At 40.1% G+C, this 23308-nt stretch carries 20 protein-coding genes; 9 read left to right on the forward strand and 11 right to left on the reverse strand.

All coding sequences use genetic code 11. The annotated features are described in order from the left end of the window. On the reverse strand, positions 1-1133 hold a 1133-nt coding region (locus AC1M9L_RS04350), incomplete at its 3' end, for a phage late control D family protein (protein WP_481591448.1). A gap of 107 nt (positions 1134-1240) precedes the next feature. After that, positions 1241-1498, reverse strand: coding sequence for a sulfurtransferase TusA (tusA, locus tag AC1M9L_RS04355; protein ID WP_035264077.1), 258 nt, complete (start codon positions 1496-1498; stop codon positions 1241-1243). A 200-nt stretch (positions 1499-1698) separates the two neighbouring features. On the opposite strand from tusA, the gene AC1M9L_RS04360 reads away from it, so the two are divergent. Then, positions 1699-2538, forward strand: a complete 840-nt coding sequence (locus AC1M9L_RS04360) for an HlyC/CorC family transporter (protein ID WP_092767211.1) — start codon at positions 1699-1701, stop codon at positions 2536-2538. Beyond that, a complete protein-coding gene (gene lnt / locus AC1M9L_RS04365; RefSeq protein WP_481591449.1) occupies positions 2535-4094 on the forward strand; it encodes an apolipoprotein N-acyltransferase in 1560 nt (519 codons plus the stop codon). Before AC1M9L_RS04360 ends, lnt begins: the two co-directional genes overlap by 4 nt. Positions 4095-4157: 63 nt before the next feature. Here the strand turns inward: lnt and AC1M9L_RS04370 are convergent, their stop codons facing one another. The 3 genes from AC1M9L_RS04370 to gspF all read right to left on the reverse strand — a co-directional run bounded on the left by AC1M9L_RS04370 (position 4158) and on the right by gspF (position 6461). Beyond that, a complete protein-coding gene (locus AC1M9L_RS04370; protein ID WP_481591450.1) occupies positions 4158-4490 on the reverse strand; it encodes a hypothetical protein in 333 nt (110 codons plus the stop codon). A 281-nt stretch (positions 4491-4771) separates the two neighbouring features. Further along, a complete protein-coding gene (gene gspG, locus AC1M9L_RS04375) occupies positions 4772-5209 on the reverse strand; it encodes a type II secretion system major pseudopilin GspG (protein WP_092767409.1) in 438 nt (145 codons plus the stop codon). A 46-nt stretch (positions 5210-5255) separates the two neighbouring features. Continuing rightward, the gene (gspF, locus tag AC1M9L_RS04380; protein ID WP_035264068.1) at positions 5256-6461 is read right to left on the reverse strand and encodes a type II secretion system inner membrane protein GspF; all 1206 of its coding nucleotides are present in this window, start codon (positions 6459-6461) and stop codon (positions 5256-5258) included. A gap of 152 nt (positions 6462-6613) precedes the next feature. Here gspF and AC1M9L_RS04385 point away from each other — a divergent pair, with 152 nt between their 5' ends. The 6 genes from AC1M9L_RS04385 to AC1M9L_RS04410 all read left to right on the forward strand — a co-directional run bounded on the left by AC1M9L_RS04385 (position 6614) and on the right by AC1M9L_RS04410 (position 13493). After that, complete coding sequence (locus tag AC1M9L_RS04385; protein ID WP_481591451.1) at positions 6614-8836, forward strand: primosomal protein N'; 2223 nt, start codon at positions 6614-6616, stop codon at positions 8834-8836. A 110-nt stretch (positions 8837-8946) separates the two neighbouring features. Next, on the forward strand, positions 8947-10827 hold the full coding sequence (locus AC1M9L_RS04390) for a monovalent cation:proton antiporter-2 (CPA2) family protein (RefSeq protein WP_481591452.1): 1881 nt from the start codon (positions 8947-8949) through the stop codon (positions 10825-10827). A gap of 50 nt (positions 10828-10877) precedes the next feature. Beyond that, positions 10878-11753 carry an Hsp33 family molecular chaperone HslO gene (hslO, locus tag AC1M9L_RS04395; protein WP_092767221.1) on the forward strand — a complete coding sequence of 292 codons (876 nt, stop codon included), beginning with the start codon at positions 10878-10880 and terminating at the stop codon, positions 11751-11753. Between the two features lie 153 nt (positions 11754-11906). Continuing rightward, on the forward strand, positions 11907-12830 hold the full coding sequence (locus AC1M9L_RS04400) for a DnaJ C-terminal domain-containing protein (RefSeq protein ID WP_481591453.1): 924 nt from the start codon (positions 11907-11909) through the stop codon (positions 12828-12830). Continuing rightward, positions 12827-13153 (forward strand): chaperone modulator CbpM, encoded by a 327-nt coding sequence (locus AC1M9L_RS04405; RefSeq protein ID WP_035264056.1) that lies wholly within the window; start codon positions 12827-12829, stop codon positions 13151-13153. Before AC1M9L_RS04400 ends, AC1M9L_RS04405 begins: the two co-directional genes overlap by 4 nt. Before the next feature lie 76 nt (positions 13154-13229). Further along, the gene (locus tag AC1M9L_RS04410) at positions 13230-13493 is read left to right on the forward strand and encodes an HP1242/YdcH family protein (RefSeq protein ID WP_481586754.1); all 264 of its coding nucleotides are present in this window, start codon (positions 13230-13232) and stop codon (positions 13491-13493) included. An 82-nt stretch (positions 13494-13575) separates the two neighbouring features. On the opposite strand, the gene AC1M9L_RS04415 is transcribed toward AC1M9L_RS04410, so the two are convergent. The 3 genes from AC1M9L_RS04415 to rpsO all read right to left on the reverse strand — a co-directional run bounded on the left by AC1M9L_RS04415 (position 13576) and on the right by rpsO (position 17514). Next, positions 13576-14808, reverse strand: coding sequence for a magnesium transporter CorA family protein (locus AC1M9L_RS04415; protein WP_481591454.1), 1233 nt, complete (start codon positions 14806-14808; stop codon positions 13576-13578). Between the two features lie 106 nt (positions 14809-14914). Beyond that, positions 14915-17002 (reverse strand): polyribonucleotide nucleotidyltransferase, encoded by a 2088-nt coding sequence (gene pnp, locus AC1M9L_RS04420; protein WP_481589200.1) that lies wholly within the window; start codon positions 17000-17002, stop codon positions 14915-14917. A 242-nt stretch (positions 17003-17244) separates the two neighbouring features. Next, positions 17245-17514, reverse strand: a complete 270-nt coding sequence (rpsO, locus tag AC1M9L_RS04425; protein WP_035264047.1) for a 30S ribosomal protein S15 — start codon at positions 17512-17514, stop codon at positions 17245-17247. A 249-nt stretch (positions 17515-17763) separates the two neighbouring features. Between rpsO and AC1M9L_RS04430 the strand changes: the two genes are divergently transcribed. Then, complete coding sequence (locus AC1M9L_RS04430) at positions 17764-19059, forward strand: serine hydrolase domain-containing protein (RefSeq protein WP_092767411.1); 1296 nt, start codon at positions 17764-17766, stop codon at positions 19057-19059. A 64-nt stretch (positions 19060-19123) separates the two neighbouring features. Here AC1M9L_RS04430 and AC1M9L_RS04435 read toward each other — a convergent pair whose 3' ends face one another. The 3 genes from AC1M9L_RS04435 to recD all read right to left on the reverse strand — a co-directional run bounded on the left by AC1M9L_RS04435 (position 19124) and on the right by recD (position 23291). Beyond that, positions 19124-20584 (reverse strand): S8 family peptidase, encoded by a 1461-nt coding sequence (locus AC1M9L_RS04435; protein WP_481591455.1) that lies wholly within the window; start codon positions 20582-20584, stop codon positions 19124-19126. Between the two features lie 43 nt (positions 20585-20627). Further along, a complete protein-coding gene (locus AC1M9L_RS04440) occupies positions 20628-20915 on the reverse strand; it encodes a hypothetical protein (protein WP_035264045.1) in 288 nt (95 codons plus the stop codon). A 606-nt stretch (positions 20916-21521) separates the two neighbouring features. Next, the gene (gene recD / locus AC1M9L_RS04445) at positions 21522-23291 is read right to left on the reverse strand and encodes an exodeoxyribonuclease V subunit alpha (protein ID WP_481591456.1); all 1770 of its coding nucleotides are present in this window, start codon (positions 23289-23291) and stop codon (positions 21522-21524) included. Positions 23292-23308 lie beyond the last annotated feature (17 nt).

Below are 23308 nucleotides of genomic sequence, written 5' to 3' on the forward strand. Positions count from 1 at the left end.
ACAATGAGGAATTCTTGATCAGCTCCGCTGTGTTGTGCAATTTCTGGGTGTCCATCGAGTTTGAACCAGTAGCCGACTTGGCTGTCTCTGACGCTGGCTTTGGCGATGAATTGTTTGCTTTGTCCAGCGTAGTAGTCGCTAAGGTGTTGGTTGAGTTTTTCGACTTGGCTGTTGCCTGAGGCGGTGGCTTGGTCTTCACCTTTGAGGTCTTGGATCCATGCAGGGCTGATGTGCCATGCTTGTTCGAGGCCTAGGCTGGCATTGTCTTGGTGGTCACTGTGTTGGTGTTTGCTTTGGACTGACCCTGCGCCTTCTTCTTGTTCGAGGGCTGTGGCTTGCCAGCGTTGTAGGTGGACTGCGGTGGGTTGTAGGCTACGTTGTCCGATAAAGCTGGTGATGCTATCAAATTGTTCTGTCGCATCACTACGATGGTAGCGGATGTTGCGTCGGTTGAGGGCTTGGTATTGGCTGTTGTCGTCAATCAGGCGGAGCTTTTGTGCTTCGATCGGGCTGTTGTTGCTCGGTACAATCGGTTGCGCTTCATCAATGAGCCAGTTAATGCCTTCACTGCGTAGTAAGCGAGTCAGAAAGTCGTAGTCGCTTTCGTTGCTTTGCATGATGAAGGGTCGGATATCGTATTGTTGTTGTAATCCACTGTGGTCTAGGCTGAGGCTAGAGGCAAAAAGTGGGCTTTTGTTTTGCCATTCTTCAAAGAGGATTTCCATCACTTCGACCACGGATTTGTTCATAAATACGCGGCTGTTGCGGCGTTTGTGCCAAAGTGAAGTTGCATCGTTAAGCGTGAGTTTGTAGAGGGTCAGTGCCCCATCGCTTTGTCCTTGTGAGGCTTCGGTGATGATGCCAGTGGTTCTAAACAGGGTGCCTTGATCGGTGACTTGATCGACGGCCACTTGTGTGCCGATGAATTGTTTGAGTGGAATTAAGGCATTGGTCGAGAGACAGATGAGTTCTGCTTGCACGCCTTCGTTAAGGGCATGGCTGCCATCGATGCGTTGGAGGAAGACTTGGCTATTCAGCTGTGAATGACTGAATTGGATGTGGAGGGCTCTGTTTTGGGCGGTTAGACCGAGCTGTTCAATCGTACGCTGAATATTATTGATGAAATTCTTCATGTCAAAATGAGTTAATCATTATTATTTAGATATTCTTAACCCAAATTGTACACGAAAAAATCAATTTTAAACGATATGAATTGTTTCAACCGTTAATTCACGACGGGCTAACCTTTTTTTACCAAATAATGAAATTCTTTGTTCCCATTGTCATCTAAACGTTCTTCTTGCAACAGCAATTCATGACCAAGATGCATACAGAATTTAGGAATATCCCAAGAAGTTGAATTATCTGTTGCAAATACTTCCACCACATCACCAGACTTAGATTTACGAATGGCTTGATGTAACATCATCACCGGTTCTGGACAACGTAAACCACGTGTATTCAACTGGATTTGAGGTTGAACTTGAGAATCAGACATTCAATATCGCCCTAAAAAGATTGGGCGATTATTTTATCATAATTCAATCTTTTCACTCCCAAATTCAGAAAAAGACTCCAAATACAGTGGTCTATGATCAAATAGATCATTAGGAATCAAAATTTTACCAATAGACAAGCGTATTTTCTTCGGTATGATTAAAACTTATTTTTTCAATTGAAGAGTCTTTAGGAAAGATCATGCAAGAGGAATCAGGTACATCGTGGGGTATGCGTGGCTTACGCAAATGGTTAGGCACAGCCCCAGAAACCCGAGATGAACTGTTAAAAATTGTACAAGATTCACGTCGACTACTCGAACCAGATACAGTAGCGATGCTCGAGGGAATCTTTGACCTTCCAGCGACTAAAATTCGTGAAGTCATGACGCCACGAACTTCAATGGTCAGCTTACAAGAAGATGATGAGTTATTGGATATTCTTGATGTTCTCATCGAGTCAGCGCACTCACGTTTCCCTGTATTTTCAACAGATCAACCTGATAACGTCATTGGTATCCTTTTGGCAAAGGACCTCTTACCTTTCTTAAAAGATCGTGATTCGAAAGTAAATGTACATTCGCTGATGCGCCAACCGATTTTTGTGCCTGAAAGCGCGCGTTCTGATCAAGTGCTCCGAATGCTAAAAAACACTCAAACACATATTGCGATTGTGATTGATGAGTACGGTTCTACTTCGGGTTTAGTGACACTTGAGGATATTCTTGAAGAAATTGTGGGTGAAATTGAAGATGAACATGACAATGTCGATGAAGAAGCCAATTTCATTGTTCCAGATCAAACCAGCAACAGCAGTAACACGTGGTTAGTTCAAGCACTTACACCAATTGAACATTTTAACAATGTTTTAAATGCTGAATTTTCTGATGATGAAGTGGAAACTGTGGGTGGACTATTACTGCAAGAAATTGGTTTAGTCAGCGATCTTCAAGGCCAAGTGATTGAATTGGGAGATTGGGAATTTACCATTGTGGAAGCAGATGTCCGTACTATTCATCTGATTCGAGCTGTGCGTAAATGAGAGCCTATTTTCAAAAATTATTGAGTCCTTCAGAAAAACAAAAATCATTACCTTTCATTTATCCACTCCTTATTGCTTTAACAGCAGGTGCGACTTTTAGTCTCGCACTTGCACCTTTTTATTGGTGGTGGCTGGCAATATTATCGCCAGCATTGCTATATGCCACACTCAGTAAGCGAAATCCTAAACAAGCATTCCTCATCGGTTGGACTTACGGTTTTGGTTTATGGTTTGTTGGTGCATTCTGGTTATACACTTCTATCCATGTGTATGGTGATACATCTGCGTTTTTAAGTGTCATCATGATTGCGATTATGGCCTTGGTGATGGGGCTATTTACTGCAATACAAACTTGGATATATCGTCGATTCTTTCCAGAAACACCACTTACTTTTGCCCCTTTATGGGTATTCTTTGAATGGGCAAAAACTTGGGTATTTACTGGTTTCCCTTGGTTATTTGCAGGTTATGCTTTTACCGAGCGTTTCTTAGATAGCTATGCACCTTTATTTGGTGTATTTGCAGTTTCTTTCGTGGTCATTCTCATTGCATCTGCACTTGTTGAACTCCTACGAAAACGCTACTTTTGGGCTATTCCAGTTTCAATTGTATTGCTAGGTGCATGGGGCGCATCCTATTTAACTTTTGTAGAAGAAAAAAAATCAGCACCGCTGAGCGTTTCTTTAATCCAAGGTAATATTCCTCAAGATTTAAAGTGGTTAACTGAGTATCAAGTAAAGACACTTGAAATCTATGCACAATTAACGCGATCAGAATGGGGACGTGACTTGGTGGTTTGGCCTGAATCATCTATCCCAATGTTTCAATCAGATATTGAACTATTTTTAGATGCAATGGATCAGCAAGCCAAAAGTACCAACACAGCTTGGGTAACAGGCATTCCATATTGGGATTTAAATGAATCTAAGGCATTGGGTTATCCGCGTTATTACAACTCCATGATGGCATCTGGTGATGAAGCTACAGGCTTATATAAAAAACAGCGTCTCGTTCCTTTTGGTGAATATATTCCGCTGTCTGGCCTGTTAAGTTGGGTGTTACCTGCGCTTCAAAATGATCCTTCAATGAGCGGTTTTTCACGTGGTCCGCAGGATCAAGCTCCTTTTTCAATTCACAACCACAAATTAGCTGCTGCGATTTGTTATGAGGTTGCCTATCCGAACCTAACCCGACGCAATGCACTAAATAGTGATTTCCTCGTCACCGTTTCAAATGATGCGTGGTTTACGGGTACGGCTGGTCCGTGGCAACATTTACAAATGGTACAAATGCGGGCAAAAGAAAATGGACGCTGGTTTATTCGTGCAACCAATACAGGTGTAACTGCTTTTATCAACCACAAAGGGGAAATCGTCAGCCAAGCCCCAATTGATCAACAAGCGGTTCTTCGTGGTGATCTACCTGCAATGGAAGGGCAAACTTGGTATACGAGATTCAGTGATTGGCCAATATTGGGATTGTCATTGATTTTATTGGTGATGGGTTGGTTCTTTAGACCACGTGTTGTCGATGTCAGTTTTAAATCTCGTCGATAACACTTGGTTTCAAATCAAATATATGTTCTATATCAAAAAACCGAGCAAATATGCTCGGTTTTTTTAAATTTGTGTTGTGAGGTAAGACAGCATTGCCATCAAACTCAACATCGGAATAGATCGATAAATTTTAATGAGCAGCGCTTCAAATGTTGAAGATACATCAGACAGCGTCAAAACAGATGCCTTAAGTGCACTATAAAAACTTAAAATCGTAATCGCACTAAATACACTAATCGCCATAAATCCGATCATGATTTGACTGCTTGCGTCTGCATTTGACCAAAGATCAATAAATAGATGACTGATAGGCAATAAGCTCAAAATAAGCAGTGCAGACTTGAGCACAGTCCAATGAAATAAATTGATTTCATCTGACAATATTAATGCTTTCATCATTCCCCCTTATTATCAAGCTAAGCTGTTGGCTCCATTATGCAGGGAATAATTAAAATAAAAAGCCTAATTTTCTTCATATTTTCTGTTTCTTGTAACCATTAAATATGGGAATAATTCTTATTATAAATCTCAAAAACCAATTATTTACAAATAATTTAATTATCAATACCTTAAGTCAATATCCATAAATAATAAAGATTATCACTTCACTCAATATTTATTAATTCGATTAAGTGAAGTGATTAATACCATAAATGGTTTTTAATAATGATTTTCATTTATGGTGTGTAAAAGATATCAGCATCATTTCCTTCACCACCCTGCTTTCCATCTGCGCCGAATGAATAAAGATCATATGCACGACCTTCCGAACCGGGAATCACATATTGCAAATCATTATCCCAGCTATCTTTAGGATAACCACCCTTCACATAACCACCAGGTAACCAATTTTTTGCTGAAGCTGGTTGATTGACCAAGGCATCCAAGCCACCATCTTGCATGGATGGATATTGGTTGTTGTCTAATTTGTATTGATCTAATGCACCTGCAACACCTTTCAGCGTAATGATTGTGGTATCAACCTTCGCTTTCTCACCACGCCCCATGACATTAGGCACAATCAGTGCTGCAAGCACACCTAAAATCACAATCACTACCATCACTTCGATCAGGGTAAAACCAGATTGTTTTCGCATTTTCATCTTGTTTCGCATATTTTCACTCGCTATTTCATTCATTATTAGAATTTATTGAATCTGTTTAAATCATATTGTTCATGTTGACGATTGGCAACATGACAGCAATCACGATCACCAATACAATCGCAGCCATTAACACCAACATTAGTGGCTCCAACAACGCCAATAATGTCGAAATTAATGTGGTAACTTCTCGATCTTGCATCGTCGAAGCTCTTTCTAACATTCGATCCAACTCACCCGAGGCTTCACCACTTTTGATCATTTGCACCATCATCGGTGGAAAATAACCACAGCGTTCAAGTTGCGTAGCCAAATTTCCACCCTCTGTGACCTTTTCAGCCGCGACATTGACTGCATCTCGAATAACCCAATTGCTACTTACTGCTGCACCAATTTTCAACGCGTCGACCAAAGGAACACCAGATTGCGTTAAGATAGATAAGGTACTTGAAAAGCGGGCGGCATTAATACCTCGTGATAGTTTTCCAAATAATGGCAACTTCAACGTGAGACGATCAAAAGCATAATGCCCTGCGGCAGTCCTTAAAAAACGCACCAATAGAAAGAATCCCAACGCCGATGCAACCAATACAAATGGCCAAGCTTGACGTATAAAATCACTGGCTTTCATTAAAGCAACCGTAATCCAAGGTAGCGCATCTTTACTTTGGTCAAAAGTTTTAACGATGTCTGGTACTACATAGGTCATGAGTCCCATTACGATACCGAAAGACATCAACATCAAAATAATAGGATAAATCATTGCACCTTGAATCTTCTTTTGCATCGCAAAGCGATTTTCAGTGTAATCAGCCAATTGATCGAGAATAAGATCTAAGTGTCCTGATCGCTCACCAGCAGCAATCGTTGCAATATAAAGTTCAGGGAATCTGCCAGATTGTTGCATCCCTTGAGCCAAGGAATGACCTTCTAAAACCTTTGATCTTACAGATAACATCAAATTTTGCACGTGAGCTTTTTCGCTTTGTTTGGCAACTGCTCTTAATGCTTCCTCAAGTGGGATCCCCGCTGCAACTAATACGGATAATTGGCGAGTCATCAAAGCTAAGTCATAAGCTGTAAATTTTTTTTGAAAAAAACCACCAGTTCGATGCTTGTCTTTTTGTTCTACAGCATCAACTTGTACTGGAATCCATTGTTTATCCCGAAGCTGTTGTCGAATCTGTCGGGCTGAATCACCTTCTAGCACACCCTTTTGCTGCTTTCCTGAAGCATCGATGGCAGTATATTGATATGCGGGCATGATAATGCTCTAATTTTCCTAATTATGATGTCTTAAGAGTTGCCTTAGACCGTTCTCTTCATTCATATTGATCACTTGCAACAACTTGAACACTCTATCACAAGCATTGGTTATCCACGATAAGTTTTCACCATATTGATTGACGACTATATATGACAAATATTTCAGAATTAAGCCAAATTGTTTATCGAGTGCGCATCGCGGTGCCAGTTTATCTATATGATTGTTTTGATTATGAAGTTTCTGCAGAACAATACCAAACTATACACATAGGTTGCCGTGTTCTTGTTTCGTTTGGTCGTCAAAACTTAGTCGGAATCGTACTTGAAAAGATCGCACCGGAAACGCCATTAGATCCGAAAATCAAACTGAAATCCATCACTGAAATCTTGGATCTACAGCCCATACTCAATGCTACGATCATTCAGCTCGCGCAGTGGTCTGCTCAATATTATCAATTCCCCATTGGGGAAGTCATGCATACCACTTTGCCGACATTTTTAAGGCAGGGCAAACCCTATAATTTATTAGCTCACTCTTGGAAAGTTTTAAATTTAGACGCTGAAAAGAAAGTGGCTCGATCTTTAAAACAACAAGAGGCTTATAAAATTTTAAAGCTACACCCTCAAGGGACTGCCGAGACGATACTGAATTTGAGTGGTGTGGAAACAGCAACATTAAAAGCGCTTGAAAAGAAAGAAATCGTCGAATGCAAATTGATTCAGCAGGACTTTAGTCCTGAACCTGTACAGCTGGCTCAAATGCCATTGACTGCAAATGATGATCAAAAAAAAGCAATTCAATCCATTTTAAAAGCACAAAATCGCTATCAAGCATTTTTACTCGATGGTTTAACTGGAAGCGGAAAAACTGAAGTTTATTTGCAAGTCATGCAAGAGGTTTTACAAAAAGGTCAGCAAGTATTGGTACTGGTACCAGAAATTGGCTTAACCCCTCAAACTATCAGTCGATTTCAATCTCGCTTTCACTGCAATATTGTCTTGTTGCATTCCGGACTGAATGACACAAAGCGCCTCCAAGCTTGGCAATATGCTCAAACAGGGAAGGCCTCCATTATTCTTGGTACACGCTCTGCGATTTACACCCCCATGCCAAATTTAGGGCTCATTATCTTAGATGAGGAGCATGACCTGTCATTCAAACAACAAGAAGGTTTTCGCTACCATGCACGTGATGTTGCTCTCTATCGCGCTTATTTAGAGCAATGCCCCATTGTCCTTGGCTCAGCAACACCAAGTATTGACTCATATCATTTGGTGGAGCAAAAAAAATTAACGATTCTGAAACTCGATGAACGTGCCGCAGGTGCAAGCTTACCTAAAATTCATTTAATTGATCTAAAGATTGCTCAAAAACAGCATGGTATAAGCGAACAACTCATTAAAGAAATTCAAAAAAGACTCAATCAAGAAGAACAGGTACTGATCTTTTTAAACAGACGTGGTTATGCACCTGTCCTGATCTGCGAAAGCTGTGGATGGCAAGCCAATTGTCCCCATTGTGATGCACATTTTACGCTTCATAAAAAACCATATGAGCACCTGCATTGCCATCACTGTGGGACAATTAATCGACTGCCTGATCAATGCCCCTCTTGTCAGCAACACACCTTGAAGCCTATTGGAATGGGCACGGCAAAAGTTGAAGAGAATTTACAACTTTTATTTCCAGACTTTCCTGTGGTCAGAGTAGATCGTGATTCCACGAGCCGTGTCGGGAGTTGGCAAAAAATTTACGAGCAAATTCATCAAAGTAAACCGATGATTTTACTTGGTACGCAAATGTTAGCCAAAGGTCATCACTTTCCGTATGTAACCTTAGTTGCAATCTTAGATATTGATAGTGGCCTACTCAGTGTTGATTTCAGAGCAACGGAACGAACAGCCCAATTGATTGTTCAAGTTGCAGGTCGTGCAGGACGAGGTGAAAAAAAAGGTGAGGTTTATCTACAAACTTTACGACCTGATCACCCTCTACTCAACACGCTCATTGATAAAGACTATCGTGCTTTTGCTCGTGAAACACTTCATGATCGTCAAGCTGCTTTACTCCCTCCAATGCGCTATGCAGCATTAATACGTTGTGAATCGCGTAGTCAGGAAGAAAATCTCAATTTTTTAACCAATATGACACAATCGCTCCAACAACATACTGGTGAGCTGATTGAGATTTGGGGTCCAATTCCTGCGCCAATGGAGCGAAAGGCTGGGCGTTATCAGGCACATGTGGTTTTATTGTCATCAGATCGTGCAAAAATGCATTTCTATATACGAGAATGGTGGCCATTTGTGCTTCAACAAAAACCTTCAACGATGAAGCTCAGTATTGATATAGATCCTCAAGAGCTAAGCTAATCATGAATAGAGTTAAATTATCAAAGTCGAAGACCTGAATTAAATTTACACAGCTAAAGCAGACACGATTACAATTTCATCAGTCCAACATTCCACTTTAGGGAAGGCCAATGCCATTGTTGTTACAAATCACAATTTTTCTAGCTGCCGCATTAATTTTTGTTCCGCTCGGAAAAAAAATTGGTATTGCGACAGTCTTAGGTTATTTGTTTACAGGAATATTACTTGGTCCAAGTGCATTGAATGTGACCAATGATGCCGAAACATTAATGAAATTAGCTGAGTACGGCGTGATTTTTTTGATGTTCTTAATAGGCCTAGAATTACGCCCTCAGCGCTTGTGGAATATGCGTCACTCTATATTTGTGATTGGAAGTGCTCAAGTCTTGATCACAGGTATAATTCTTGTCGCAACCATTTGGCTGTTCTTCCAACAGCATCTTGCTGCTAGTGTCGTAATTGGTCTTGCCCTTGCTTTATCATCTACAGCATTTGTCATGCAATTACTTGCAGAAAAGCAGCAGCTGAATACCGCACATGGTCAGCAATCTTTCTCTATTTTACTGTTTCAAGATATTGCCGCTATTCCTTTACTCGCCCTGATTCCCCTACTCGCGGGAAATCAGTCTACACATCATGGTATTGCTTATTTTGCCGCTGTTGTTGCAACGTTTACTGGCTTATTTTTATTTAGTCGCTATGTGATGCGACCATTTTTTAGATTCATTGTACAGAGTGGAGCAACGGAACTCATTACGGCTGCTGGACTCTTCATTGTTTTAGCGGTTGTTCTGTTTATGGATATGCTCGGATTAAGCACCACGCTCGGTGCTTTTCTGACAGGTGTATTACTCGCGGATTCTGAGTTTCGCCATGAACTGGAATCGAGCATTCAACCCTTCAAAGGGTTATTACTCGGTTTATTCTTTATGAGCGTAGGCATGATGACACCGATTGATCTCCTCGTAGATCAGCCGCTATTCATTTTTGGTGGGGCATTCGTGCTGATCATCATAAAAATATTAAGCATGGTTGCAATCGCGCGATATTTTAAATTTCAATGCAAAACCAGTGTATTGATTGCCATTTGTCTTGCTCAAGGAGGAGAATTTGCTTATGTGATCTTAGCTGTTGCGAATACCGAAGGTTTAATTACTCAAGCAGTGTTATCCCCTACGATTCTGATCATTGCAATTTCGATGGCACTCACCCCTGTCATTTTCTGGCTTGCACAACGATGGCTCATTCCATATCTTGATCGAAAGACTGATAGCGCTGAAGATGTCCCATTACCAGACACTCATTCAACATTAATAATTGCAGGTTTTGGACGCGTCGGACAAATAGTGGCGCGCGTTGCTTATCTCAATCATGTCAGCTTTACAGCCATTGATAATAATTTAGAAAAAATTGATTTTGTGAGAAAGTACGGTGGTAAAGTTTATTATGGAGACGCCTCCTCCCCTGATTTATTGAGATCTGCAGGCATCGAGCATGCTAAGGCATTTGTACTTGCTGTAGACGATGTGGAAATGTCGATGAATATTGCTCGCCATTTACGTTTGAATTATCCAACGCTCAAACTCATCGTCCGTGCCCGTGATCGACATCATATGCATTTACTTAAAGACTTAGGCATTGAGCATATTTGGCGTGAAACTTTTCTATCTTCACTCGGTATGGCATTTCGCACCTTAACCGCGTTAGGTTTAAGTCAAGAACATGCTCAACATAGTATTGAAATATTTAGAGACTATGATGAGCGTCTATTAGCTGAGCAACAACGCATCTATACGGATGATCAAAAAGTCTTTGAAAGCTATCGAAATTTCTTAGCGGAACTCGAACAAATTTTTGAAAATGATGCTCAACAACATCAACCACTTTCAGAAAGTTTAGATGAAACCATTGATTCTGAAGTAAGTTCTATAGAACGACGCGCTAAGCACTCGCAAAACCAAATTAATGTTTGTCGAGATGAAGAATTTTAACTTGTGATTTACAATATCGTCACCATCTAGACAGGGATTTGGAGAATTTTATGTCTGATTTACGTCAACGTTTTTTTATTGATAACAGCCCTGTTCGTGGTGAAGTCGTACATCTTGAAGATGCGCTTAAAACAATTTTAGCGCAACGCGCCTATGCACCTGCGATTCAAATTTTATTGGGCGAAATGCTCAGTGCGACTGCATTGTTGGCCAGCACACTTAAAATTAAGGGACGTATTAGCCTCCAAATTCAAGCTTCTGGCACCTTAAAATGGGCTATGGCTGAATGTAATCACCTCGGTGAAGTACGCGGATTAGCTGAATATGAAGCTGATCCACGTTTTGAAGAAGCATCAGACAGCAGCATCGTTCTGAAAACTTTGGTCAGTCCAGTTTTATTTATTAATATTGAACCTGAATTTGGCGAACGCTATCAGGGTATCGTGCCTTTAGATCAGCCGAATTTAGCTAAATGCCTCATGCAGTATTATGATTTATCTGCCCAAATCCCAACCAAGATCGTTTTAGCTAGTACTGCTCAACGCGCTGGTGGTCTTTTGATTCAATTATTACCGCGTAACAATGATGAAGAGCAGCAAAAGGTTGATGAAGATATCTGGCCTCGTCTAACCATGCTCACTGAAACTTTAAAAACAGATGAACTTACTGAGCTGGATGCGCAAGAAATTTTGTATCGCTTATATAATGAAGAAGAAGTCAGACTACCTGAAGCTGAACAACTTCAATTTGGCTGTACATGTTCTAAAGAGCGTTGCTCTACAGCATTAATTCAGGTGGGTGCTGAATCTGTGCGTGAAATTTTAGAACAACAGAACCCTATTACCATGGACTGTCAATTCTGTAACACTCAATACAGATTTACTGCTGAAGAAGCTCTTGGTCTATTCGGCGAGCACCTCAGTTAATCCTAAACAGTTCTCTTCGAAAATCAGCAAGTTTTACTTGCTGATTTTTTTTGTTGTAAGAAATTGAAACAATTATTCACCATCTGAACATATTGTAGTCTTCGAAAGTCTGCTCATAATGATTAAAAGTTAATCAACGGTTATTTTTGCTTAATGGCAAATAATTATTATGAGGAACTCGGACTAGATCGCGATGCGAGTCCTGAGGAAATAAAAAAATCATATCGAAAACTGGCTCGGAAATACCATCCCGATATCAGTCAAGCACCTGATGCCGAAAAAAAAATGCAGGCGATTAATACGGCTTATGACACATTAAGTGATCCTTTAAAAAAACAAGAGTACGATCAACAACTCGATCAGTTGAATAGTCAGTCTCCTTTCTCGGATAGTGAAAACCATACAAATCATGAATTTTCTGGCTTTGAAGATTTGTTTGGGCGTTTTGGAACAGGTTTTGGTGGAGGTTATGCACAGCGCTCACACCAATATAAATCCCAGCCGATTCGTGGTGAAGATCAACATGCCAGTATAGAAGTGCCCTTACAAGTCGCTTTTGAAGGTGTCACTCAATCCATCCAATTGCGTATACCCACTTTTAATGCATATGGACAACCTGAAGTTCAGCGAAAAACCCTTGAAATTAGAATCCCGAAAGGGATGAAAAACGGTCAACAAATTCGACTCAAAGGTCAAGGACAAGCTGGTTTATCGGGCGGTGAAAATGGAGATCTTTATATACAGATCCATTATCAAACCACTGACAGCATATATGTCGATCAGGCAGACATTTACTATCACATTAACATTAGTCCTTGGGAAGCTGCTTTAGGCCAAGACATCGAGCTAAAAACCCCCTCTGGAAAGATCAAAGTCAGCATTCCTCAACATACAATTTATGGCAAACAACTCCGTATTAAAGAAAAAGGGATTCCCTCTTCCCCCCCGGGACACCTTTATATAATCCTGAATATTGTTTATCCAAGAGCAGAATCCCCGCAGCAAAAACAGGCATATGAGCAATTTGCTCAAGCATTTACACATTTCAACCCTCGTGATGAAGGAGGTGAATCATGACAACGATTCAGTACCGAGAAGTGTACAAAAATGGATATTTAGAGGCTGAAATCATTGATGACCAATGTATTTTTGATTTAAAGCATTTTGCCCAAGCATGCGGACAAAGTCCTGAATGGGTTTTGCAATTACTTGAATATGAAATTCTACCAGCTCGTTCTGAGCAAAAAATCCATCAATTTTTTGGTGAAGAACTTACTCGAGCACGGAGAGCTTATCGCTTGCAACGGGATTTTGAAGCAAGTCTCCCTGCCGTCGCCATGATGATGGATCTGATAGATGAAGTACAACAATTGCGCAAGCAAGTGAAATACTTCAAATAAAGCAAGCCCACATAAATGCATGTACTGTTACATGCATTTATTTTTTATTGATTAGAATGAAAGGATTAAACCATCAATGAAAGTTAAAGAATGCAATAAAAAGCTGAAAAACCTTTTCCCTGAGTTCCGTGAACTTATTCAGCCTTTAAGAGAAGAAAACCCTCACTTCGCTAAAATTTTCGAGGAACATGAAACGCTAGATCATGAAATTACGCATTTGGAACTAAATCCAGTTAATGTAATTAATGATGATATTGAGTTTCTAAAGCGAAAAAAACTTAAATTAAAAGATGAAATGTATCGTTTGCTCAAACAAGCGCAGATGAACCTTACCCAGTAATTTCAATTTAATATTATAAAATAACGGTGAATCTGGCACTTATCATTCTGACTTAAAGCATAAGTGCCTTATGTGACGTTGACTATTTTAATCGAGTCCAACGTCCCATTTCTCGGAGCGTACCTTTCAATGTTTTTTGAATCGGTTCATACTCCAAAAATGCAAACAAACCGAGTTGTTGCTGCTGGTTTTGTTGAGCCAACAATTCCATCACACTTTTTTCACCGCGCCCGACCATTTGTCTACGATAAAAATACCAAATTAACAAAAGTGTTGTCACACACATGGCTGTGAGCATATACCAAAAGCCATGCGGTGAGTTTAATCCTGGAATAAATTCAAAATTCATTCCGTAAATACCTGTAAGAAGAGTCAGTGGTGCAAATACAGCGGTGATAATTGCTAAAATTCTCATATTTTCATTGGTTTGATTGGCCACTGCTGAAAAGTGCAAATCGATAGCGGCTTGTACTGCATGGTTTAACCGAACACTGTGCTTTTGTATTCTTTCAATATGGCTAATTAAATCATCCATTCGGACGAGCATTAAATTTTGCTTCTCTGCCTTACGTTTAGCTTTAATATGATGATAATTTTCGACAACTTCATCTCTTAATTCTTGTAGGCATTCAACCTGTTCTTCACACAAATTTTCAACTTGTTGAAAAGCCGTGATCTCTTGCAGCAGTTGATTCCATCGATTAAATTTTTGATTTCCTTGTAATAGTTCTCTTTGCCAAAATTCCACACGTTTGGTTAGTGCCACACGTAAACCTAAATAGCCATCCACCATCATATTCAGTAATCTAAGCACAATATCTACAGGGCTCTGTGCTAATTTTCGTGGAATATTTTGTTGCTCTATAGGTCGTGTTTGAATCGCCTGCACTCTTTCAAGATATGTTTCAAATACACGATTACCTCGTTCATGCACTGTGATTAAAACATTTGATGTCATGACAAAACTTACCGGCGTTGTAACAATGTCCGCAGTTTGTTGTGCAGCTGAATGACCATTCTGAATTTGAATGTGGTCATCTGGGGTGATTAATTTTTTAAATATCAATAAATCATAATCATCCAATGCATCAAATACGCAAGGATGCTCAATGTTTTGAATATCTTTAAGATGAAATTCGTTCAACAGAATTCCAGTGTTCTCAAAAATATATCGTTGCCACGTCTCTGTATTTTGAATCAATTCGTGGCGTTCAAAACTCAACCATATAAATTCTGCATCAACATCAGTCGATAATTCTTCACTCAGATAAATATACCCGTCACCTTGATGATAATAATAATTAAACTTTTGCATTTTAGTTATTTTTAAATGAGAACATTTTGATCATGCCATAAAAAAAGCCTTGTGTAACACTCGTTTAAACGAAGCACCACACAAGGCTTAGAATTAGCTTAAATGATTAAGCTTGTTCAATGTCTTTCATTGTAAGTTTGATACGACCACGGTTATCAACATCCGCAACTTGTACCTTAACCTCTTGACCTTCAGTAAGAACGTCTGTCACATTCGCAATACGCTCGTTCGAGATTTGTGAAATGTGAAGCAAGCCATCAGTACCAGGAAGGATATTGACGAACGCACCGAATTCAACGATACGAATGACTTTACCTGTGTAAATTGTACCTGGTTCAATTTCTGCTGTAAGCGCTTGGATTTTCGCTACTGCAGCCATTGCCGCTGCTTTAGTTTCACCAAATACACGTACTGTACCGTTATCTTCGATATCGATCGCTGCTTTGGTTTCTTCAGTGATTTGACGAATAGTTGCGCCGCCTTTACCAATCACGTCACGGATCTTATCAGGATTGATGCTGATCACTTGGAATGTTGGTGCGTGCATTGAGATTTCAGGACGAGCACGTGAAATCACTTGATTCATCTCATTCAAGATATGCATACGACCTGCATACGCTTGATTCAATGCAACTTCCATGATCTCTTCAGTAATACCTTCGATCTTGATGTCCATTTGAAGTGCAGTAATACCGTTTGCAGAACCTGCTACTTTAAAGTCCATGTCGCCAAGGTGATCTTCGTCGCCTAGAATGTCTGAAAGAACTGCGAAACGTTCACCTTCTTTCACTAGACCCATTGCAATACCTGCAACTGGCGCTTTAAGTGGAACACCTGCATCCATAAGTGATAAAGAAGCACCACACACAGACGCCATTGAAGACGAACCATTCGATTCAGTGATGTCAGATACGATACGAATCACGTACGGGAAGCGATCAGCTGGTGGAAGAACTGCTTGAACACCACGACGTGCCAAACGACCATGACCAATTTCACGACGTTTAGGACCAGATTCACGACCAGTTTCACCTACAGAGTATGCAGGGAAGTTGTAGTGAAGCATGAAGTTATCAGTCTTCGTACCTGCAAGGGTATCCACCATTAATGCATCACGCGTGTTACCCAAAGTTGTTGTTACAAGTGCTTGAGTTTCACCACGTGTAAACAATGCAGAACCATGAGCGCGATCTAATACGCCCACTTGTACGTCGATTGCACGAACAGTTTTAGTATCACGACCATCAATACGTGGTTTACCAGACAAGATATTGTCACGAACTGTACGATATTTAAGGTCTTCAAATAATTCGTTAACTTCGTCAGCAATACCTGTTTCGTCATTTTCTGGAACGAATTGAGCAATCGCTTCAGCATGAAGTGCATCAAGTGCTGCATAACGGTCTTGCTTAACCGCAATCGTATACGCTTCAGAGATTTTCGCTTCAAAAGCTGCTTTCAATTGACTACGAAGGTCTTCGTTTTTCGCTGGAGCAACCCAGTCAGATTCCTTCGCGCCAGCAGCTGCAGCAAATTCTTTGATCGCTTGAATTGCAATTTGCATTTCGTCGTGACCGAACAATACAGCACCCAACATTTGGTCTTCTGAAAGTTCTTTCGCTTCAGATTCAACCATAAGAACAGCAGCTTCTGTACCTGCAACCACAAGGTCAAGGTCAGATTGAGCAAGTTGTTCATGACTTGGGTTAAGAACGTATTCACCGTTAATTAAACCAACGCGTGCAGCACCAATTGGACCACGGAATGGTGTACCTGCAATTGCGAGTGCAGCAGAGGTACCTAACATTGCAGCAATATCAGCTTCCATAGTTTTGTCAGATGATACAACTGTTGCAGTCACTTGGATTTCGTTGTAATAACCTTCTGGGAACAACGGACGAATTGGGCGGTCGATCAAACGTGAAATTAAAGTTTCAGCTTCAGATGCACGGCCTTCACGCTTACCATAACCACCTGGGATACGACCTGCAGCATATTGTTTTTCTTGGTAGTTAACAGTCAGTGGGAAAAAGTCTTGACCTGCTTTCGCAGTTGGTTGAGCAACAACAGCAACCAATACAGTCACACCACCCATGGTAATCACTACTGTATTTGCTTGACGCGCCACACGGCCTGTTTCAAGCACAACTTGGTGCTGACCGAATTGGAATTCTTTACGAATAATATTAAACATCGACATGTTCTATTTTTTCCTGATTTTATTCTAGTGGAGACCCCTAAGGTTTGGCATTCACAACACAGGTTTTAAATGACAAAGCTTAGAAGCCGACCTCACTAGAAACACTATTTTTAAACACAAAGAAGGAGCGAAACTATTCGCCCCTTCCCCATGATCTAGTCGAAACTAGATCGCCTTTAGTTTTCAGCAATACAGCATTCAACATGCAATAATCCGAAAATAAAGTTTAAATCGAATTAACGACGTAAACCTAAAGCAGCAATCAAATCGCTGTAACGAGTAGCATCTTTACCTTTAAGGTAGTCAAGAAGCTTACGACGTTGGTTAACCATACGGATAAGACCGCGACGGCTATGGTGGTCGTGTTTGTGCTCTTTGAAGTGACCTTGTAAGTCATTGATTTGAGCAGATAAAAGAGCTACTTGAACTTCTGGTGAACCAGTGTCGTTTTCAGCGCGAGCAAATTTAGCAATGATCTCTGCGCGATCTGCGTTTGTTAAAGCCATTCGATTTCTCCGAGATGCTTATTTAAAAGTATTTGATACAAATCAATGACGCTCTTCAAAGCGGAATTGACTGCCGTGCATCACTACAGCAGCGTGCTATTTTAAAGGAACCCCCCTCAAAAAGCAAAATTATCCGCTCAATAACTTCTGGCAGAAACAATCATCAATTCATGTCGTTAAAGATACTGACTTTTGTTTTTTGGCAGGGCAAACTTGCCTGTTATAAAAACAATGAAACATGGAATGAACGTGAAATTACTCTCTACAAATACGTGCATAGCACCAAAAGACTTAACTACGATCACTCGTCATAAAGACGAAGTTGCGCCAGAACTTGGGGGAATGACGCAACAGCAAATTGATAAAATTTGGCACAGTGTTGAAGCACTTTATCGTACTGGCAATCATCCAATGATCAGTATGTGTTTACGTCGCAAGGGTCAGATATTAATTAATCGCAGTATTGGTTACACAGAACTTGGTCCAAACTATCAAACAGACCCTTCTAAAGTTGCGACACCAGAAACACCGGTCTGTATGTTTTCTGCCTCTAAAATCGTTAATGCCATGTTAGTGCATTTGTTAGATCAACAAGGGAAAATTAACTTACTTGATCCAGTGAGTCGCTATATTCCAGAGTTTGGTGTTAACGGTAAACGACGCGCCACCATATTTCATTTGTTATCACACCGTGGCGGTATTCCTAAAATTGAAACTGAGGTCACTCCAGAGCTTTTATTTGATCGTCAAGGGATCCTGGAGCATCTTTATGCAGCAAAACCGATTGCACCCGTAGGCTCGCAACTCTCTTATCATGCTGTAACTGCTGGATATATTTTAGGAGAATTGGTTGAACGTGTAACAGGACAAGATATTCGTGATTACTTGCACGAACATATTGAAAAACCAATGAATTTACCTTTCTTCAACTATGGTTTAAAACCAGAACTACGTCATTTAGTTGCAAAAAATTATCCAACTGGGATTCACCCTGTCTTGGGGACTGACCTATATCTCAATCGTGTATTAGGCGGAGGACTGCAACTGGCAGTGGATGTCACCAATGATCCCCGTTTTATGGATACCGTCTGTCCAGCAGGAAATATTTACACCAGTGCTGAACAAGCCAATCGCTTTTTTGAAATGTTACTCAATGGTGGTCGTTATCAAGACCAGCAAATTATCAATTCAGAAACGGTTTTCAGAGCAACACTCCCTACATCCAATACAACAATAGACCGTAACCTTTTAGCACCTATGCGTTATGCACTTGGTCCGATGTTAGGCAGTAATCCAATCGGTGTATTTGGCCCAAATACTGGACAAGCTTTTGGTCATCTAGGTTTCTCGAATATTTTATGTTGGGCAGATCCTCAACGGGATATCAGTGTATCGTTCTTAAATACAGGGAAATCTGTGTTAGGCACACATTTAGCCGCTTTAGCAAAAGTGCTATATCAAATATCCAACCAATGCCCAAGTATTCCTAAGGAAAAAAGACGCGCGTTATTTGGAACTGATCAATCTGAAACTGAACGTGTTTAATATCAATGTAAAAAAGGCATCATTTAGATGCCTTTTTTTAAAGTTTTAATCTATTAGCTATTAATTAACCACTACAGATTGTCACAAATAAGAAAGTACGACAGTTACGTTGTGGTGCTGGAGTTGGTGTTGGCGTAGGAGTTGGCGTCACTACAGGTGGCTCAACAACAGGGGGTTGTGGTGCTGGAGTAGATGGAGCACCATTTAACGCAGCAATTAAATTCAAACGAGGTGTGCGAATTGAGTTACGATGATCCGTAACCAAAGCTCCCGTAGACGTCATACGTGCAACAATTTGATCCAATGATTCATTCGGGAAAGCATTATTCGCACGTAACACAGCAACAGCCCCAGCGACGTGAGGTGCAGCCATTGAAGTACCATCCATTGTATATCCGCCAGCGGTAATACGTGAACCAGGTGCCAATAAAGTTAAATTACGACTCGAGTTACTGAAACACGTTACTTTGTCGCTATAAGTTGCACTGTCAGAGCAATTTTTAAATCCAATTGAACCTACATTAGCATCATAAACCGCTCCTACACTGACCGCACCCGCAGTACATGCTGGATAGGATATACCACTCAGATGGCTATCATTACCAGATGCAACAACTGGTAATACCCCATAGCCTCTCAACTTCGAAAAAGAATCTGTAAGTACGGAACTAGTACAAGTTGAGGAATAACTACGTCCATTACCAATGCTTAAGTTTACAGATTTAATGTTTTTGCTTTGGGAGTGGTTCGCCACCCAATTCAAGGCAGCCACTAGATCATAATCGTATGCCGGCCCCCCATCTCTAGAGGTACTACCAGTGAAGACATCAAGCATGACAATTTTTGCACCTGGTGCAACTTTAGAAGCAATTGCTGCAACGTTAGTTCCATGTCCATTAACATCTAACTGATAGTCTTCTCGAGCAACCTCGACAGTTTCTAAAACTTTACAAGTCGATGATGGTACACCTGGCGCTGTACAATTACCAAAATCTGAATGTCGGTAATTAATACCTGTATCTAAGATAGCAATTGTTGTCCCCTCACCAGTATAGCCTTGCGCAGCCGCAGGTACTTGACCAATTAATGGTAGACTTTGAGATGCTGTCGTATAAGAAACATTATTTGGATAAACTGCTTTTACATTCGGGTCATTCAATAAGCTTACGAGCGTGTCACGCTTTTGAACGCGATGAAAGCTATATGGTAAAGCATTATAATCACGTAGTAATTGAATACCACCTAAACGTATAAACCGCGATTGAATCGATTGCTTCTTTTGAGCAAGATGTTCACGAAGTTGAGTGCGATTATTTTCTAAATGATTAGTGTCAACATGATATTCAACGATTAAATCATTTGAACTGTTGTTCAGTAATGCCGACAGATTAATACCACCTTTCGACACTTTTTGTTTTGCCTGATTGTTCAATTGAGCGTTAGCTGCTACAGGACTCATCTGAGCCATCGCAGTTCCGACCATCAAAACACTCAGACATGCGCTTAATGATAAAGTTTTAAACATAATTATTCTCCGTTGTTATGTTTTTAGTGCGCAGGGTAAAAAATTACACTTGATTGGCTGGATCAGTTTCTGGATCAATAGGCTTAATCGAAAAATCGCTCTTCGGATCTACTAAATCTGGAGAATCAGTAACAGGCATCTTCTCAGACTCATTTAAATCTTCGACTTGATCTTCGTTAGGCGATATTGGCGTTTGCTGTCCACTCTCAGGAGCAGATAGAGAATCAATCTGAGCGACTGAGGAAGTGTTTTGATCTGCAGGCTTAAAACATTTATACAACCCAAACAGAACAACACTCACCAAAATGATTAAAATTATGAATTTTTTCATGGTTTTTTTGTAAAGTGATATTTTTTACGCACTTTAATAGAATCGTTAAGTCAAAACAAGTATAAAGATGCCTAAAAATTAAGATTGAGATAAACGGTTAAAAAAGGCCCTATGACAAGTCATAGGGCCTTTTTTGCGCTGTAGATTCTTATATTTTAGTTATGATTCTGTTATTTATATTTTTATTGTAAGTGCTGCACACACATTTATTATTAATACGGTCCTTGTTCTTAAGGTTTCATTTCCTTATATGACTATTTTGCCAGATTCATTATGCAACACAAGTCGCAGTTTTCTGATCTTTATGTAAGAAATTGCGTACATTATGTAATCAATTTAATCTTATATGTATATAAAAAAGCCCTGTAGTCTCTCCCAAAACTACAAGGCTTAGCGGCTGTAAGTTTCCTCTTTTATCACTTACATCATTGTAAGTTCGCAGTCTCTCGACTATAAATTATTGTAATTATGCGATATTGCTCAACTTTCCGTGTTGAACCTTTTATGCAAGCAATCATCGCAAAAAATTGTACGAAGCTCTATGCGCCAATTTCTCGAATCCTTGTAAGATATTTCCTACAAAGGTTTTCTATTTTCAACCAATCGTTAAATATTAGATATAAATAAAGTGTTTAATTTATTCAATAAACCTGTTTTTCTTATTGTTTTAATGTTTATTGCCTCAAATAAAGCATCAGTATCCACCAATAAACTGACTGCTTTTTTTGCCCTCGTAATCGCGGTATACAATAATTCTTGGCTCAATAGACGTGACGCAAACTCATCTAATACAACTGCAGTGTGTTTAAATTCAGAACCTTGCGACTTATGAATGCTCAGCGCATAACAGGTTTGCATTGACTTTGGTAAACGTGATGCTGGAAACCATTGGTCAAGACTTGGAAAATATACTTCATATTGATCAGCAAACTGGCGATGTCTGAGACATATCCCAATATCACCATTAGAAAGCCCGAGTTGATAATCGTTATATGTCATCATGACAGGGCGACCAATATACCAAAGGTCGTGTCGTGATATCCGCATGTGCTGAAATAGCTCCCTTTCAATTTCATCATTCAAACGATTCAATCCCAAATGTCCATGTCTCACTGCAGCTAAGATCCTATAATCATCAAATTTTTGGATAATTTCAGCCACATCCTGCTGCTGATATCCATTTCTGACATAAAGGTTGAGTGCTTTAAAGTAATCCGTAAACCCCGAGCTTAATTTAAGGTAATAGGCTTTTAAATCTTGATCTGAATATTCTTTATTCAAATACTCTAGTTGAACAAGATCCTCTTGAAGCTCAGCTAAATTAATCTGTTGGATTTCAGATGCTCTACAAATCTCCTTCTCAAATTTAGCCAATAGCTCAACTTTCGAGCTTTGTGGTGAGCATTGATGTGACTGGATGAACCTTGCCAAATCACCGATTTTTGCACCTGCTTTGAATCTTCGACTGGTCACTAAATTGACGTGATGGTCATTAAGCGCTTTTACTTGTTGTAAATCCGCCAATACCATCCCCACATCAACCGAGGCCAACTGCTGTGCATCCCCTAACAAGATCAAACGACATTGGTCTGGAATTGCTTCAAAAAGCATCGTCGCGAGATTGAGATCGAGCATTGAGGCTTCATCAATCACCACCACATCATAGGGTAATGGCTTTTTCAGACTGTATTTAGGTTGAGCGCTATGCCCTAAACCCAGAAGACGGTGAATCGTTAACGTATTTTGCTGCTTTAAGTGGGCAATATCCAAACCCATATTGAGCATTGCATCGTCATTTAATGAGTTTTGCAATGCTTCTTTCATTCGCTGTGCAGCTTTCCCTGTCGGTGCAGCCATTGCGATTCTTAACTGATGATTCGACTCATTTAATACGGCAATAATACGCGCTAGAGTATACGTTTTCCCTGTACCCGGACCACCTGTAATCATACTCAGCGCTTGCCTTGATACTATTTCTAAGGCTTGCTTTTGAAATGGATCGATTAATAATTTTTCATATTTTGTGCAATCTACAGGCACTATCGTTTGCTGCTTTAAACGATAAACTTGTTGAGCTAAACGCTGCTCTAATTGCCAATAGCGATATAAATACAAATAGTTCTGATCATAAACAAAAGGCGCGACCTGTTGTTCTGCAAGCTCTGCGCTCACGAGCAACTTACTCAGATCTTGGATAACCTCCCCTTTCAAATCAATACAACTATCGCCGACAGTAGATGCCATCAGAACTTGTTCAATGGTGTTAATGGATTGTTCATTTAAATCATCTGATGAAAGATACTGATTTAGGATATATTCAGCCCAAGTTGTTACCCATTGAGGAACATCAACTTTTTCATTCTGATTAATTTCCACACAGTTATCCTCATAGT

It is taken from the genome of Acinetobacter sp. ANC_7511 (assembly GCF_056779975.1).